General features: G+C 35.0%; 13 protein-coding genes and 1 pseudogene. 5 read left to right on the top strand and 9 right to left on the bottom strand.

The features are described 5' to 3' along the window. Nucleotides 1-259 precede the first annotated feature (259 nt). Together AB3U99_RS08850 and AB3U99_RS08845 are read left to right on the top strand one after the other, a co-directional pair. Nucleotides 260-1,264: a transposase gene (locus tag AB3U99_RS08850; RefSeq protein ID WP_400242607.1), complete on the top strand. Its 1,005-nt coding sequence runs from the start codon at nucleotides 260-262 to the stop codon at nucleotides 1,262-1,264. Beyond that, the gene (locus tag AB3U99_RS08845; protein WP_400242608.1) at nucleotides 1,194-1,844 is read left to right on the top strand and encodes a hypothetical protein; all 651 of its coding nucleotides are present in this window, start codon (nucleotides 1,194-1,196) and stop codon (nucleotides 1,842-1,844) included. Before AB3U99_RS08850 ends, AB3U99_RS08845 begins: the two co-directional genes overlap by 71 nt. A 481-nt stretch (nucleotides 1,845-2,325) precedes the next feature. Here the strand turns inward: AB3U99_RS08845 and AB3U99_RS08840 are convergent, their stop codons facing one another. The 6 genes and pseudogenes from AB3U99_RS08840 to AB3U99_RS08815 all read right to left on the bottom strand — a co-directional run bounded on the left by AB3U99_RS08840 (nucleotide 2,326) and on the right by AB3U99_RS08815 (nucleotide 9,820). After that, the gene (locus AB3U99_RS08840) at nucleotides 2,326-3,105 is read right to left on the bottom strand and encodes an amino acid ABC transporter ATP-binding protein (RefSeq protein WP_400246922.1); all 780 of its coding nucleotides are present in this window, start codon (nucleotides 3,103-3,105) and stop codon (nucleotides 2,326-2,328) included. Nucleotides 3,106-3,123: 18 nt separating this feature from the next. Further along, entirely contained in the window at nucleotides 3,124-4,323 is a 1,200-nt protein-coding gene (locus tag AB3U99_RS08835; RefSeq protein WP_400246920.1) for an amino acid ABC transporter permease, read from the bottom strand. A gap of 9 nt (nucleotides 4,324-4,332) precedes the next feature. Beyond that, nucleotides 4,333-5,505: an amino acid ABC transporter permease gene (locus AB3U99_RS08830; RefSeq protein WP_400246918.1), complete on the bottom strand. Its 1,173-nt coding sequence runs from the start codon at nucleotides 5,503-5,505 to the stop codon at nucleotides 4,333-4,335. A gap of 91 nt (nucleotides 5,506-5,596) precedes the next feature. Next, nucleotides 5,597-6,670 (bottom strand): amino acid ABC transporter substrate-binding protein, encoded by a 1,074-nt coding sequence (locus tag AB3U99_RS08825; protein ID WP_400246917.1) that lies wholly within the window; start codon nucleotides 6,668-6,670, stop codon nucleotides 5,597-5,599. A 684-nt stretch (nucleotides 6,671-7,354) separates the two neighbouring features. Next, entirely contained in the window at nucleotides 7,355-8,935 is a 1,581-nt protein-coding gene (locus AB3U99_RS08820; protein ID WP_400246915.1) for a peptide chain release factor 3, read from the bottom strand. Nucleotides 8,936-9,106: 171 nt separating this feature from the next. Further along, nucleotides 9,107-9,820: pseudogene (locus AB3U99_RS08815) on the bottom strand (NAD-dependent protein deacylase). A gap of 253 nt (nucleotides 9,821-10,073) precedes the next feature. Here AB3U99_RS08815 and AB3U99_RS08810 point away from each other — a divergent pair. After that, nucleotides 10,074-10,841 carry a TatD family hydrolase gene (locus tag AB3U99_RS08810; RefSeq protein ID WP_400246913.1) on the top strand — a complete coding sequence of 256 codons (768 nt, stop codon included), beginning with the start codon at nucleotides 10,074-10,076 and terminating at the stop codon, nucleotides 10,839-10,841. 62 nt (nucleotides 10,842-10,903) lie between these two features. Here AB3U99_RS08810 and AB3U99_RS08805 read toward each other — a convergent pair whose 3' ends face one another. The 3 genes from AB3U99_RS08805 to AB3U99_RS08795 form a co-directional block, all read right to left on the bottom strand. Continuing rightward, nucleotides 10,904-11,035 (bottom strand): YjcZ family sporulation protein, encoded by a 132-nt coding sequence (locus AB3U99_RS08805; protein ID WP_400246912.1) that lies wholly within the window; start codon nucleotides 11,033-11,035, stop codon nucleotides 10,904-10,906. Between the two features lie 39 nt (nucleotides 11,036-11,074). Then, nucleotides 11,075-11,179 (bottom strand): YjcZ family sporulation protein, encoded by a 105-nt coding sequence (locus AB3U99_RS08800; RefSeq protein ID WP_081836530.1) that lies wholly within the window; start codon nucleotides 11,177-11,179, stop codon nucleotides 11,075-11,077. A gap of 263 nt (nucleotides 11,180-11,442) precedes the next feature. Then, on the bottom strand, nucleotides 11,443-11,985 hold the full coding sequence (locus AB3U99_RS08795; protein ID WP_400246909.1) for a GbsR/MarR family transcriptional regulator: 543 nt from the start codon (nucleotides 11,983-11,985) through the stop codon (nucleotides 11,443-11,445). A gap of 330 nt (nucleotides 11,986-12,315) precedes the next feature. Between AB3U99_RS08795 and AB3U99_RS08790 the strand changes: the two genes are divergently transcribed. Beyond that, nucleotides 12,316-13,560, top strand: coding sequence for a glycine betaine/L-proline ABC transporter ATP-binding protein (locus AB3U99_RS08790; RefSeq protein ID WP_400246907.1), 1,245 nt, complete (start codon nucleotides 12,316-12,318; stop codon nucleotides 13,558-13,560). Further along, nucleotides 13,553-14,398, top strand: coding sequence for an ABC transporter permease (locus AB3U99_RS08785; protein ID WP_400246905.1), 846 nt, complete (start codon nucleotides 13,553-13,555; stop codon nucleotides 14,396-14,398). Before AB3U99_RS08790 ends, AB3U99_RS08785 begins: the two co-directional genes overlap by 8 nt.

Genomic DNA, 14,398 nt, shown 5'->3' with positions numbered 1-14,398 from the left:
TTCGATTTGTTCAACTAACCATTAGTGGGGGATGAAGGAAAACCCTCACTGATGGAAGTATCACTTTATTAAATTTGAATAAGCAAAAAAAAGAGGCTGGGACATAAGTAATCCAGCTAGTGATAAACACGAACAATCATACAAGAATCGAGGTATAATTGTTCGTGTTTTTAGTTTTAAAACTTACGCGGAATAAATAACACCAACCATGTTTATGAGTTATAATAGACTTATAAATTATTTAAGTTGGTGTTTATTTATGCGTACAAAAAATCGGTTAAATCCAGTTGAATCTATTTACTATACTCCTGAGATTACACATTGCCCTAAATGTGAAGGCAAATTAACATACTGTCATCCTGTATGGCGGAAAACCATCTCTACTCTTAAAGGTGAATTTAAAGTAATCAATCTAGGTTACAGATGCGAAAATAACTCCTGTGATAATCATATCGTTTATCGCTCTGCAGAGGCTGAACAACTCAGTATGAAACATATTACATATGGAATGGATGTCATTGCTCATATTGGTCATTTACGCTTTAAAGAACATAAAACACGATTAGAAATTACCGACATACTAACGGAGAAGCAGATTAAAATCTCTGAAAGACAGGTTCAAAAACTCTATGAACGCTACGCGTTACTACTTAGGTCATCTGTCGAAGAGAACACGAAAGAAATTTTAGAGAAAGTCGTAGAAGAAAGTGACGGATTAATCCTTTCTATTGATGGCGTTCAACCTGAAAAAGGAAACGAAACACTTTATGTAATCCGTGAGGTACTAAGTGGAACTGTCCTAGCTGCACACAATCTAAAGAGTAGTGCATCTCAAGAATTGGTTGGGATTATTCAACCCATCATTAATTGGGGTTACCCAATTCAAGGGTTTATTAGTGATGGGCAACAGTCAATCCGTTTAGCGATTGAGAAAGTCGCACCAAACATTCCATATCAGTATTGTCAGTTCCATTACTTTAAGGATATTGCCAAACCATTAGTGGAAAAGGACCGAAAGTTAAAGACAAATATTAAAAAGAAGCTAAGGGGAATTCGAGATATCGAGAGAAAAATAGAAGAATCCCCTTCAGAAAGCTTAGAAGATGAAATCGCAAGTGATTATGTGGCAGCCATTCGCTCCGTATTACTGGAAGATGGTAAGCCCCCGTTTGAATTACCTGGTACTCGAGTCTATGAACGAACAAAATCAATCAAAGACTCGATTGAAAAATGCCTGGATAAAAAAGGGGACTCTTTTACTTGAAAAGCTATTCAGAATAGTCAGTAATGTTGATAACTTTAACTCAGATTATCAACTTGTGAAACGTTGGGACCTGCGTTTTAAACGGATTGCCACTATTATGGAGCCATCTGAAAATAAAACAAGTTCTTGGGTCGAAAATAGACTAAAACAGTATCTAGATCATATTAAAAAAGAGCTTAATCGGGAAGAGGATCATGCGTTTGTGGATAATCTTTTAAGATATAGTAATGGCTTTTGGAAAGGACTTTTTACTATATACGATTTCCCTCTCTTACCTAGGACGAACAATGATTTAGAACTATTCTTTAGACGTACAAAAGTAAGGCATAGGCGAATAACTGGTAGTCGAACTTGGAATCGTTATATTGTTCGTCATGGTGAAAACATTGTTTTTGTTGAAGGTGTTACAGATGAACGAGACGGTTTGAATAAGATAAGGAAAGCTGACTATTCTACCTATAAGAACGAAGCTAATAAGTGGAATAACCGGATACTTGAACACACAAAACAGAGAAGGTTTAAAAAGGACCCAAATGCATATTTACTCAATATTGAGAGCAAATGGAACGAGCACAACTAACCTATTGTGTTAGTTGTGCCGTCTAAGTTTAAAAAGAAGGTTTCAGTAAAGTCTGTTGTTATTACCCTCAGGCCTGAATGACTTCGCTTTCCGTGGGGCTCGCGCTAAAGCCGCGGTCTGCCCTTGGCCAGCAGGGTCTCAGCTGTCTCGCTAATCCCCGTGGCGTCTACGTGTATTCAGGCTGCTCAGTTCTTCCAAATAATTAATTATTTCTATTAATAAACATTTTTCAGAAAAACAATCTTTAACAACGAAGTGGAATGGAGGCGGAGGACACTCGACTCCTGCGGAAATAGAGGAGGCTCATTCCTCCCCGGCGCATCGAGTGTCTGTAGCGCAATGGAACGAACTAGTTCTTACACTTAACTATATTTAAAAACACAAATAACCAAGTATTTGATAGCACAACGGTTATTTAATAGTAAATTAGGGATTGTTCGCCTTTACAAATCTTCTATTTTGTTATGTCCCAGCCTCTTTTTTAAAGTATCTGAGATAAGAAGGCTTTCGTCCGTTCATGCTTTGGATTATCAAATAATTCTTCCGGTTTCCCCATTTCTACAATTTCTCCCTTATCAAATAGGATAATACGGTCCGCTACTTGTCTTGCGAATCCCATTTCATGTGTCACAACAAGCATGGTCATACCAGATTCTGCTAAAGTTTTCATAACATCTAATACTTCTTTTACCATTTCTGGATCGAGCGCAGATGTAGGTTCATCAAATAGCATTATCTTAGGCTGCATCGCTAATGCTCTTGCAATTGCAACACGTTGCTGCTGCCCACCTGATAATTGTCCAGGATATTTATTCGCTTGCTCAGGAATACCTACTCTTTCTAGCAAATCCTTTGCGATTAGTTCCGCTTTTGCTTTTTTCCACTTTCTCACCCATATAGGAGCTAAAGATATATTTTTCAAAATTGTCATATGCGGAAATAAATTAAAGGATTGAAATACCATTCCCGTTTCTTTACGAATTTCTTCGATATTTTTAACATCATCGGTTAATGCAATGTCATCAACAATAATTTCACCCTTTTGAAATTCTTCTAAGGCATTAATCGTTCGAATAAAGGTTGATTTACCTGACCCTGATGGTCCTAAAATAACGATTACCTCTCCTTGCTTAACCGTAAGATCTACATCCTTTAATACATGATGATCTCCATACCATTTATTCAATTTATTTACTTTAATAATATCTTCTCTCTCATTTAAAGGGGTTGTTAATTTATTTACACCAAATACACTTTCCATATACTCCGATTCTCCTTTCTATCTCGTTCCTACACCAAGTGATTTTTCAATATGTTTACTTACATGGGACATTAAAAAGCAGAAAATGAAATATATAAACGCAATGACAATGTATAACTCCATATATTTTCCTAGATATTCAGGGTTGGCAGCGATTTTTTTTCCCATACCAAGAAAATCTGCTAATCCTATCACTGCAACTAATGATGTATCTTTAAAAACAGAAATAAATTGTCCAACCATTGCAGGGATAACAGCTTTTAAGGCTTGTGGTAAAACAACAAAAACCATTACCTTAACATTATTTAACCCGAGTGCCTGTGCTGCTTCGAATTGACCTCTAGGAATCGATTGTAAGCCACCACGAATATTTTCTGCTAAATAAGCGGCACTAAATAAAGTGAATGCAATCATAGCACGAACAACATTGTCTAATTGAATGCCTCCAAGGAACATAGGAAGCAATAATTGTGCAATAAATAACACCATAATTAGGGGCATCCCACGAATTAATTCTATATACAGAATACAGCAATATTTTATTATAGGCAGTTTACTTCGTCTTCCTACTGCAAGCAATAATCCTAATGGAAAAGAACAAATAATTGCTACCGAAGCAATTACTAATGTTAATAAGAAGCCTCCCCATACATTTGTTTTTACAGGCTCTAATACACCAAATCCATTAATAATAGAAAGACTGATTGGAATATATAATATCCATAGCACAAGCATAGGAATTTTTAATTTTGGAACATATTTCCCAACGAAATAAAAAACAACAATCGCAGCAATACTTGAAAATAAATATACTTTTGATTCCATTTCCGTATAAGGAAGAATGCCGAATACCAATAAAAGAGCACCAAGACTAATTGCTACATGTCCGATAATCCCTCTCCAAACTCCCCAAGAAGTACCTAATAATACAGACATAAATAAAAGGGATACCCATAATCTCCAAATTTCCTCTATCGGAAATTGCCCAACAAATAGCAGTCTCAAATTATCGGTGACAACACCCCATTCACTTGCAAACAAAAATTTCCCTATATTTGCAAGCAAATAAATCGTAAACATTAATGTGACAATAGTTAATACGGCGTTTTTCCAGTCCTTAAATAAATTATTTTTCAGCCATAACTGTAGTTTCTTCTGACTATTTAATTTTGTCGTTTCCAAAACTGGTTCCGTGTTTTCTAATTGTATATTATCCAATTTGCTTCCCTACCTTTCTACCAGCTGGAATTTTTTGTTGAAAAGATTCATTAACAGGGATGTAGTTAAGCTAAACAATAAATATACAGAAATTACAATTAATAGTGTCTCTAACGTATGTCCTGTTTGATTAATGATTGTATTTCCGATTCCAACAATATCTTGATAGGCTACTGCCATCGCTAAGCTTGAGTTTTTTATTAAATTTAAATACTGGCTTGTTAACGGCGGGATAATTATTCTGATTGCCTGTGGAAAAATAATTAACCGAAGAGCTGTACGACTTTTAAAGCCAAGCGCCTTTGCAGCTTCTGTCTGCCCTTTTGGAACACCCATAATTCCTGCACGGACAATTTCTGAAATATAAGTAGATGTATAAATAGTTAGTGCAACGAACACAGACATAAATCCAATGGATAAAGATGTCCCACCCTCAAAAGAATTCCCATTAAAAACTGGAACAGATACACCAAAAGGTCCATTTCCTAAAACAAGAAATGTAATAATCGCGCCAATTGCTATTAATCCGATACTGGAGATTAATGGATATGTAGATTTACCTGATTCTAATGATACCTTTGTTAATTTTCTAAATAAAAACACACTAGCTACAATTAGGAGAATGAGTACGATCAACCAAATAAGCGTATTATTTTGTAATGAAAACCATGGAATTGACGCCCCTCTATTAGAAAAATAAAAAGAACCGATAGAGAATGCATCTTGAATTTTTGGCATCGGTAAAAATACGGCGAAGTTCCATATAAATATCTGTACCAAAAGGGGAGTATTTCTAAAAACCTCTACATAAATAGTTGCAACCTTACTTACTAACCAGTTATCAGATAAACGTGCAATCCCTACTATTACTCCGATAATGCTTGCAAATATAATTCCAAAGATAGAAACCTTAAAAGTATTTAATAATCCAACTAATAAAGCTCGGATATATGGATCATCTGGTGTATAGCTAATAATAGATTCTGCAATTGGAAAAGATGCTTTTAGATTTAAATAGCCTAATCCCAGGGTCAATCCTATTTGTTCAAGGCCTGATATCACATTACTTACCATAAAGGCAATTACTATTCCTATTATAATGACAAAGAGGATTTGGGTAATAATTGGTATTATTTTTCTATTTCTCCAAAGAGGAGTCGTTGCTGTCTTTTTTATTTCCACTCTTTCTCACCTCTCACTTAAAAGAATAGGAGGTACTCAAAAGGGTATAACACTTTGAGTACCCCCTTATTTTTTAACTTAATAATTCATATTAACGGAACGGAATAGAGTACAATAATCCGCCATCACTATATAATGCATTTTGTGTACGCTCTAATTTGAACACTGTATCAGGACCTAAGTTACGATCATAAATTTCACCATAGTTACCAACTTGCTTAATTACTTGGTATGCGAAATCATTTGATAGTCCTAATTGTTCACCAAGATTTCCTTCTACTCCTAAAAGACGTTGAATTTCTGGATTTTCACTAGTTAAGAAATCATCTACGTTTTGAGAAGTAATACCAAATTCTTCTGCTTGAATCGTTGCAAATACAATCCATGTTACTGCATCCGCCCATTTTTCATCTCCATCTTTAACTGCTGGAGCTAAAGGTTCTTTTGAAAGTGTTTCATCTAAAATAATATGTGCATCTGGATCTTGTAATGTAGACTGACGAGAAACTAGTCCTGATTTATCTGTTGTCCATGCATCGATAGAACCTTGCTCATATGCAGCTATTACTGCATCAGCATTATCAAATGTTTGTGCTGTATAGTTAACACCTGCAGCTTTCATTTGATCCGCTAAGTTTAATTCAGTCGTTGTTCCTGTTTCTACACCAATTGTTTTCCCCTCTAAATCTTTTAACGTTTTGATATTGCTATCTTTCGGTACCATAATTCCTTGCCCATCATAGAAAATTACTGGAGCAAAGCTTAAGCCTACTTCTGCATCACGGTTTGTTGTCCAAGTTGTGTTACGTACTAACACATCAACTTCACCAGACTGAACAGCTGTAAAACGGTCAGTAGCTGATAATGGTCTAAATTCAATTTTCGCAGCATCTCCAAGTACTCCTGCTGCAATTGCTTTTGCAAAATCAACATCAAAACCAGTATTTTTTCCATCTGATCCTATGTATCCAAAGCCAGGAAGTGCATCATTGACACCAGCTTTTAATGTACCTCTGTCTTTAATTGTGTCAAGTAGACTTTTAGAAGAACTTGATTTCGCTCCACTACTACTATCCCCTTCAGATCCTGTCTTACTTGAACAGCCAGCTAAAGCAAGTACAAGCACTAATAAAATGCTAAAAATAAGCGACATACTTTTTTTCATGCAACATATCCCCCTATTATCTATTTTTTATAATACTATCAGACTCCAATTGAACGAATATTCAATCTTTTCATCTTAGAAGAATACTCTTATTGCACCGAAAGATAGTATCATCATTGCTAAACCATTAACAAGTCAAATATACTAACATTTGTTTGTTAACTTTTATAACAACTTGTTTTTATTATACCTATTTTTTTTCTAAATACAAATAGTTTTTTGAAAACTTTTAATTTTTATATTATTTAACGTTTTCTTATTTATTTAGAAATACAAAAACCTTATATATCAGTAATTCGAGTGTCGAAAGACTTCCATTTTCGCTATTAACACGATGAAGTTATTGACTTTTTTGAAATATTTTAGCAATAAATAAATTAAAACCGTTGGAATAAATTATACCACCATAATAATCCCTCTTGTTTTTAAATAAACACATGTTTTCTTCATCTTTTTTCTCTCTATATTTGTTCAAAAACCTGACACAACCTTTAGAATAGTCTTCGCCTTCTTATGATATTCTTTTTATTGATCAGTCATTTGAATTTTAATCTATCTCTAACGAAACTATCTAAATAGATAGACGAGTGAATCGCTGCTTTCAAATAAAAAAAGACTGTTCCATTCATGGAACATCCCCTAACAAAACAGGGGATACCCATTTGAAACAATCTCTTTCTTATATTATTCTTGCTCATCCATCGGATTAAATAATTTTACTTCTGGATTTTTATCTTGGAACCATCTTAAGGCAAATTCATTTTCAAATAAAAATGCTTTTTTGCCGAAGCGGTCTTCCACTAATAAGCTTCTTCCACTAGAAAGATTTTCATTCACTTCTTCATCTACTAGCCAACGGGCAATTTTAGAACCTACATGTTCCATAATTACTTCGACATTGTATTCATTTCTCATACGATGTTCGAACACTTCAAATTGCAATTGACCTACTGCTCCAAGAAGATAATCTTCTGTTTTTACGGTCTTATACAGCTGAATCGCTCCTTCTTGCACAAGCTGCTGAATCCCTTTATGAAAATGCTTTTGTTTCATTACATTTTTTGCTGTTACCTTTACAAAAAGCTCTGGTGTAAACTGTGGTAATTTTTCATATTGAAATGCAATCTTACTAACAGTTAACGTATCTCCAATTTGATAAAAACCTGGGTCATATAAACCAATAATGTCCCCGCTAACCGCTTCATTTACAGTGCTTCGATCATCTGCCATAAATTGAGTCGATTGAGCTAGCTTTACTTGTTTTCCAGTTCTCGGTAAGTTAACAGTCATCCCTCGTTCAAATTTCCCAGAACAAATCCGTAGGAATGCGATACGGTCACGGTGAGCCGGATTCATATTCGCTTGGATTTTAAAAATAAACCCTGAAAATTCCTCAGAAAGCGGATCAATCTCACCAATAGAAGCGTTTCTTGCTTGTGGTGATGGAGCAAATTGCAAGTAGGTTTCTAAAAATGTTTGAACGCCAAAGTTGCTTAAGGCACTTCCAAAAAATACTGGCGTTAAATCCCCATTGTTAATTTTCTCCTCAGAAAATTCATTTCCTGCTTCATTTAATAGCATAATCTCTTCTAAAGTTTGATCATATAAGGAATCCCGTTTAATTGGATGGTCTCCCTCAATTTCGCCATCTTCATTCAGCGGAATATACTTTTCACTATCTTCTACACGGAACTGTTCAATACGTTTATAAAAACGGTCATATATTCCTAAGAACTCTTTTCCCATTCCAATCGGCCAATTCATTGGATAGGACTCTATTCCCATTACTTCTTCCAATTCTGCAAGCAATTCAAGAGGTGCTTTCCCTTGGCGGTCCAATTTATTAATAAAGGTAAAAATAGGGATACCTCTCATTTTACAAACTTTAAATAGCTTTAACGTTTGCTCCTCTATCCCTTTTGCCGAATCAATAATCATGACAGCACTATCAACTGCTGTAAGGGTACGATAGGTGTCCTCACTAAAATCTTGGTGACCTGGTGTATCCAGAATATTTACGCGTGCATCTTGATAATCGAATTGCATCACACTTGATGTAACGGAAATCCCTCTTTGCTTCTCTATCTCCATCCAGTCACTTGTTGCATATTTTCCTGTCTTCTTCCCTTTTACTGTTCCAGCATCTCTAATAGCGCCACCGAATAGTAATAGTTTTTCCGTTAAAGTCGTTTTTCCGGCATCCGGATGGGAAATAATCGCAAAGGTGCGACGAGACAGTACATCCTGTTTAAAATTCTTTGACATGTTACTTTCCTCTCTTTTTACGCTTTCAAATTTAGTCCATTCCCTTATATTATCTCGATATATCAAAGTTTGCAATGGGTTTAAATGTATTTAAACTAGTTTTATTTCGACTATTTTCTTCTATATTCTCTATAAGCTTTAAATCCTATACGTCGACAACAGTACTGTTATCTATAGCTTAGAATTTATTTCCTCTAATACGCTGCCAATTGATTCATGAATGACGATATCTGCAATCCCATCCATTTCTGTTGGTTCTTTATTCACAATAATTACCTTAGCTCCCTTTTCACCTGCTAGCAATGGAAATTGATTTGCTGGTGAAACGGATAAGGAAGAACCTAATACTAAAAAGACATCTGACTTTATGGCAGCTTCTTCTGCCGCTAAAAAAGGCTGTTCTGGAAGCATTTCACCAAAGAGAACAATAGATGGTCTCAATACGCCTCCGCAGCTGCATGTGTAATTTTCATGAAGATATTCTTCACTAAGATAACTTTTCCCACATGTTTCACAATGTACCTTTTTTAATGTTCCATGCAACTCAGCCACTTTTTCGCTGCCTGCTTCTTGATGAAATCCATCAACATTTTGGGTAATGATTTGTTTTAAACGCCCCTATCTTTCCCATTCAGCCAGAATCTCATGTCCTTTATGAGGCTTAAATTCATGGATACCTTGTACTCTTTTTCTATAAAAATCGATAAATTCTTGTAAATGATCATTTAAGGCATTCATACTTGAAAGGTATTGCTTTTGTTCTGTTGTCCATAACCCACGGTTAGCTGACCGAAAATCAGGTAATCCACTCTCTGTTGACATTCCTGCACCTGTAAATACAACTAAATGATTTGCAGACTTTATTAATTGTTCTAATGAAACCATCTTACAATCCCCCTAACACACCTCTTATCCTTTCATTTTATCAAATGGATGAAAGTACTCAAAATGAAGGTTCTTTTCCTTATTAAAAATGTAATCAATTGGTTTCCTACTCTTTCCTTCTGTTATAATGAAGGAAAATCTCAATCAATGGAGACTATAATGGCTTTAATTTCCGGACAAAGAAATGCCTTTGTAGAGACGATACAAGTTTTACCTCCTCCTTTTCCTATCTAAAACTTAAAGGTGATGAAACATGAATCAGATAATAGATGCACATATACATTTAGATCAGTACAGTAGAGACGATATTCTTCGTTTTGCTAATGAAGACACATTGCAATCTGCCATCTCCGTTTCAACGGATTTACAATCATGTAAAAAAACAGAAAAACTGAGCCAGGAGTTCGCTTTTATTAAAGCTGCATATGGTTATCACCCGGAACAATCTGTCCCTTCTGACAACGCCTTAACTGCTTTATTTATATGGATTAACAAAAATCAGAACAGTATGACTGCAATTGGTGAAGTTGGCTTGCCACATTATATACGGAGAAAAAACCCCGCCTCCATTTCTTTAGAACCTTATATTGAAATTTTGGAATTATTTATTGTACTAGCAAAAAAATTAGAAAAACCAGTTATTCTACATAGCATTTACGAAGAAGCTGATATTGCTATTCATTTACTTGAAAAACATAGCTTTTCAAAGGCTCACTTCCACTGGTTTAAAGGAAATCCTAAAACAATCGAACGAATGATAACAAATGGTTATTATATTTCCCTTACTCCTGATCTATTATATAAAGAAAAAACTCGCCAACTTGCAAAACAATATCCAATAGAAAATATAATGGTAGAAACAGATGGCCCTTGGTCACTCGAAGGACCTTATCTCCAGCAAAAAAATGTCCCAACGATGATTCACGATACCATTCACTATTTATCAGCATGGAAAAAGATTAAGTTACCAGATATGTACAACCAGCTTTTGATAAACACGAAAAAATTTTACTCCATTTAATTGTCGCTATACTAGAAAAAAAGAGGCTGACTCTTCGAATCAGCCTCCACTATTTTAACCTTTTACCATTTGAAGCAAGCTGCACCTACAATGATTAAAAGAATGAATAAAACAACGATTAAAGCGAAACCTCCGCCGTAACCTACACCACCATAGCCATAGCCAGGATATCCATAACCACCATATCCGTACATTCTAGTTCCTCCTTTTACTTTCTATTCAGTTACGGATTATTAAAATCCGCCGTAACCCCAAGAAGCACCAATAATCACCAATAAAATAAACAATACTACTAAAAGAGCGAAACCTCCGCCGTAACCTACTCCTACTTCACCCATGAATAAAAACCTCCTTTTTTTGATTCCATATATCCTATTCAGGAATCTAAAATGTGCGATAGACAAATGCACATTTTTTAGGGTTTTTAACCAGTGTTGTCTTTGAGTGTATAGTTCTCCCTTATAATTAGCCCTTCCTTTAGTACTAAATTTGCGTAGTACTAAAAGGCTTTTTATCAAAAAAGAGCAAAAAAAATGTTTTTATATAAGGTTTTAAATCAAACCTTATATAAAAACACCCTTTTAGTAAAATTAAGTTAGACTTATTTTTCTTCTTCTTTTTTCGGTACTAAATTAAATATCTCTTGTGATTCCAAACTATCTACAAAACGATCCAGCCAGTCATAGTAATTGATTGCATAATTTAATTTTTCTAAGTCATTTTTCGCATCTTTCCTAACATCTTCAGAAATATCGTCTTTATCTATCAAGACTTTTAATTCATTAATGGACTTTTCAATTGCATACACATTTTCTGTAATTGCTAATCTCCATTTGATCGTGAAAAAATCGATAAATGATTGATACCAATCTTCTTCCGCTTTATATAAATCTTTTCGAACACCTTTTCTCCATACTTTGTCTACCATTTTTAATTCAAGCAATGTTCGAACTGATGTACTCATACTGGTTTTACTCATCCCCAGCTCTTCTTTCATTTCGTCAAGAGTCATTGGATTTTGCTGGAACAATAACATTCCATATAATCTACCAATCGATTCTGTTACACCATATAGATCCATGTTTTGCGCTACAGAATCAATTACTCTCTCTCGAGCAATATTTAACTGCTCCCTATCCGTCATTTATCATTCACATCCATATTTTATGTTTACTTATTCATTTTAATGATGATTATTTCAATAATCAAGGTGAATTCAATAATAACCTAAATGCATTTTCTGTTTATAGATTAACATGAATGAAAAAAAAGTAAAGTAGCATTCATAATAGGAAAAGGTAGCATATGGGCGTATTATTAAGAATTTAGATGCTTCAGTACGTTCAGTTTTTTCTGTACGTTCAGAATGAATGATTTTAACTGATTACACCGTTTGAAATGATAGCTAACTAACTACTATAATAAGTGAGGGCTCGATATACACAAGAGCGGTTAGAATTAAAGAGGTGAAATTATGGAAAGTTTGGCAAAATTAAAAATCGAAAATGTAACAAAGATTTTCGGAAAAAACACGAAAAAAGCCATTCAGCTATTAAATAATGGTGAATCAAAAAAAGATATTCTAAAAAAAACGGGAGCAACAGTCGGTGTAAATAAGGCTAGCTTTGAAGTAAATCCTGGAGAAATATTTGTAATCATGGGTCTTTCAGGAAGTGGTAAATCAACATTAGTCCGAATGTTTAATCGTCTGATTGATCCAACCATCGGAAATATCTATATTGATGGGAAAGACATTGTGCGTATGTCTAAAGAAGCATTGCGTAAGGTTCGAAGAGAAAAAATAAGTATGGTCTTCCAAAAATTCGCATTGCTTCCCCATCGAACGATCTTAGAGAATGCTGAATTCGGCTTAGAAATCCAAGGTGTAGATAAGGCAACTAGAAAAGAGCAAGCTCTTGAATCACTCAAGCTAGTTGGATTATCTGGTTATGAAAACCAGTATCCAGACCAATTAAGTGGGGGGATGCAACAAAGAGTTGGGCTTGCTCGTGCGTTAGCAAATGATCCTGATATTCTTTTAATGGATGAAGCATTTAGTGCACTCGATCCTTTAATTCGCAAAGATATGCAGGATGAGTTATTAGACTTGCAATCAAATATGGAAAAAACAATTATTTTTATTACACATGATTTGGATGAGGCATTACGAATTGGTGATCGAATCGCATTAATGAAGGATGGTTCCATCGTACAAGTGGGAACACCTGAAGAAATTTTAATGAATCCTTCAAATGATTATGTAGAGCGATTTGTGGAAGATGTTGATTTATCGAAAGTATTAACCGCAAATCACATTATGAAACGTGCAGAGGCAGTAAATATAGAAAAAGGCCCTCGTGTTGCATTACAAATGATGAAGAAACTCGGAATTTCAAGTATCTATGTTGTAAATAAGCGTAGAGAGCTTCTCGGCGCCATTACTGCCGATGATGCACGAATTGCGAGTGAAAAAAATGAAGGAATTGAAACCATTTTGCAAAAAGATGTGATTACTGTAACAGGTGATACATTATTATCTGACCTATTCGATAAGGTTTCCACTGCAATCATTCCAGTTGCCGTAATAGATGAGCAAAATAGATTAAAGGGTATTCTAGTGAGAGGTGCAGTTATTGGTGCCCTTGCTGGTAATAATGACCTTATAAATACTCCCGAAACGGAAGAATCCGTACTAGTTGGGGGGATGCATAATGAATAATCTATTCCCTAAACTGCCTGTTGCAGATTGGATTGATTACTTTGTCGACTGGCTTACAACTACTTTTGAAGTATTATTTGATGGAATTACAGCAGTATTAGAATTTGTAGTTAATATTATAGTATCCTTCTTTGGATTCATTCCTCCTATTCTATTAATCATTTTATTAGCATTACTAGCTTGGAAATTAGCGAATAAGAAGATTGCTCTATTTACGCTGATAGGCTTATTACTTGTAGATAATTTAGGCTATTGGGAACCAATGATTGATACATTAGCCCTTGTTCTTTCTGCTGTATTTATCTCAATAGTAATTGGTATTCCGCTAGGCATATGGGCTTCTCAAAACAGTACAGTCCGCAATATTGTAATCCCGATATTAGACTTTATGCAAACAATGCCAGCCTTTGTATATCTTATTCCTGCTATCTTCTTCTTTAGTATTGGGGTAGTGCCAGGAGTTGTCGCATCTGTAATTTTTGCAATGCCGCCTACTATACGGTTAACAATTCTTGGTATCCAACAGGTTCCAAGTGATATTACAGAAGCTACAGAAAGTTTCGGTAGTACTACATCTCAAAAATTATTAAAAGTTCAATTACCACTTGCAATGCCAACAATATTAGCTGGTATTAATCAAAGTATTATGCTTGCGCTATCAATGGTAGTTATTGCTGCAATGGTTGGTGCACCTGGACTTGGTGCAGATGTTTATCGTGCTGTAACCCAGATTCAAATTGGCCGTGGGTTTGAAGCCGGTATATCCATTGTAGTTCTTGCAATCATTTTAGATAGAATTACCCAGAATGTGGGCACAAAAAAAAAGGGGGCAAATTAA

The sequence above is a fragment of the Niallia tiangongensis genome (assembly GCF_044704065.1).
In the GTDB taxonomy this organism is placed as follows: Bacteria; Bacillota; Bacilli; order Bacillales; family Cytobacillaceae; genus Niallia; species Niallia tiangongensis.
This window is presented reverse-complemented; position numbering and strand designations above follow the sequence as displayed.

What these genes read in the sequence shown, in the direction of transcription:
- AB3U99_RS08820 (WP_400246915.1), bottom strand. Translation starts at nt 8,935, where the DNA reads ATGTCAAAGAATTTTAAACAGGATGTACTGTCTCGTCGCACCTTTGCG.
- AB3U99_RS08805 (WP_400246912.1), bottom strand. Translation starts at nt 11,035, where the DNA reads ATGTACGGATATGGTGGTTATGGATATCCTGGCTATGGCTATGGTGGT.
- AB3U99_RS08850 (WP_400242607.1), top strand. Translation starts at nt 260, where the DNA reads ATGCGTACAAAAAATCGGTTAAATCCAGTTGAATCTATTTACTATACT.
- AB3U99_RS08785 (WP_400246905.1), top strand. Translation starts at nt 13,553, where the DNA reads ATGAATAATCTATTCCCTAAACTGCCTGTTGCAGATTGGATTGATTAC.
- AB3U99_RS08790 (WP_400246907.1), top strand. Translation starts at nt 12,316, where the DNA reads ATGGAAAGTTTGGCAAAATTAAAAATCGAAAATGTAACAAAGATTTTC.
- AB3U99_RS08825 (WP_400246917.1), bottom strand. Translation starts at nt 6,670, where the DNA reads ATGAAAAAAAGTATGTCGCTTATTTTTAGCATTTTATTAGTGCTTGTA.
- AB3U99_RS08800 (WP_081836530.1), bottom strand. Translation starts at nt 11,179, where the DNA reads ATGGGTGAAGTAGGAGTAGGTTACGGCGGAGGTTTCGCTCTTTTAGTA.
- AB3U99_RS08845 (WP_400242608.1), top strand. Translation starts at nt 1,194, where the DNA reads ATGAACGAACAAAATCAATCAAAGACTCGATTGAAAAATGCCTGGATA.
- AB3U99_RS08795 (WP_400246909.1), bottom strand. Translation starts at nt 11,985, where the DNA reads ATGACGGATAGGGAGCAGTTAAATATTGCTCGAGAGAGAGTAATTGAT.
- AB3U99_RS08810 (WP_400246913.1), top strand. Translation starts at nt 10,074, where the DNA reads ATGAATCAGATAATAGATGCACATATACATTTAGATCAGTACAGTAGA.
- AB3U99_RS08840 (WP_400246922.1), bottom strand. Translation starts at nt 3,105, where the DNA reads ATGGAAAGTGTATTTGGTGTAAATAAATTAACAACCCCTTTAAATGAG.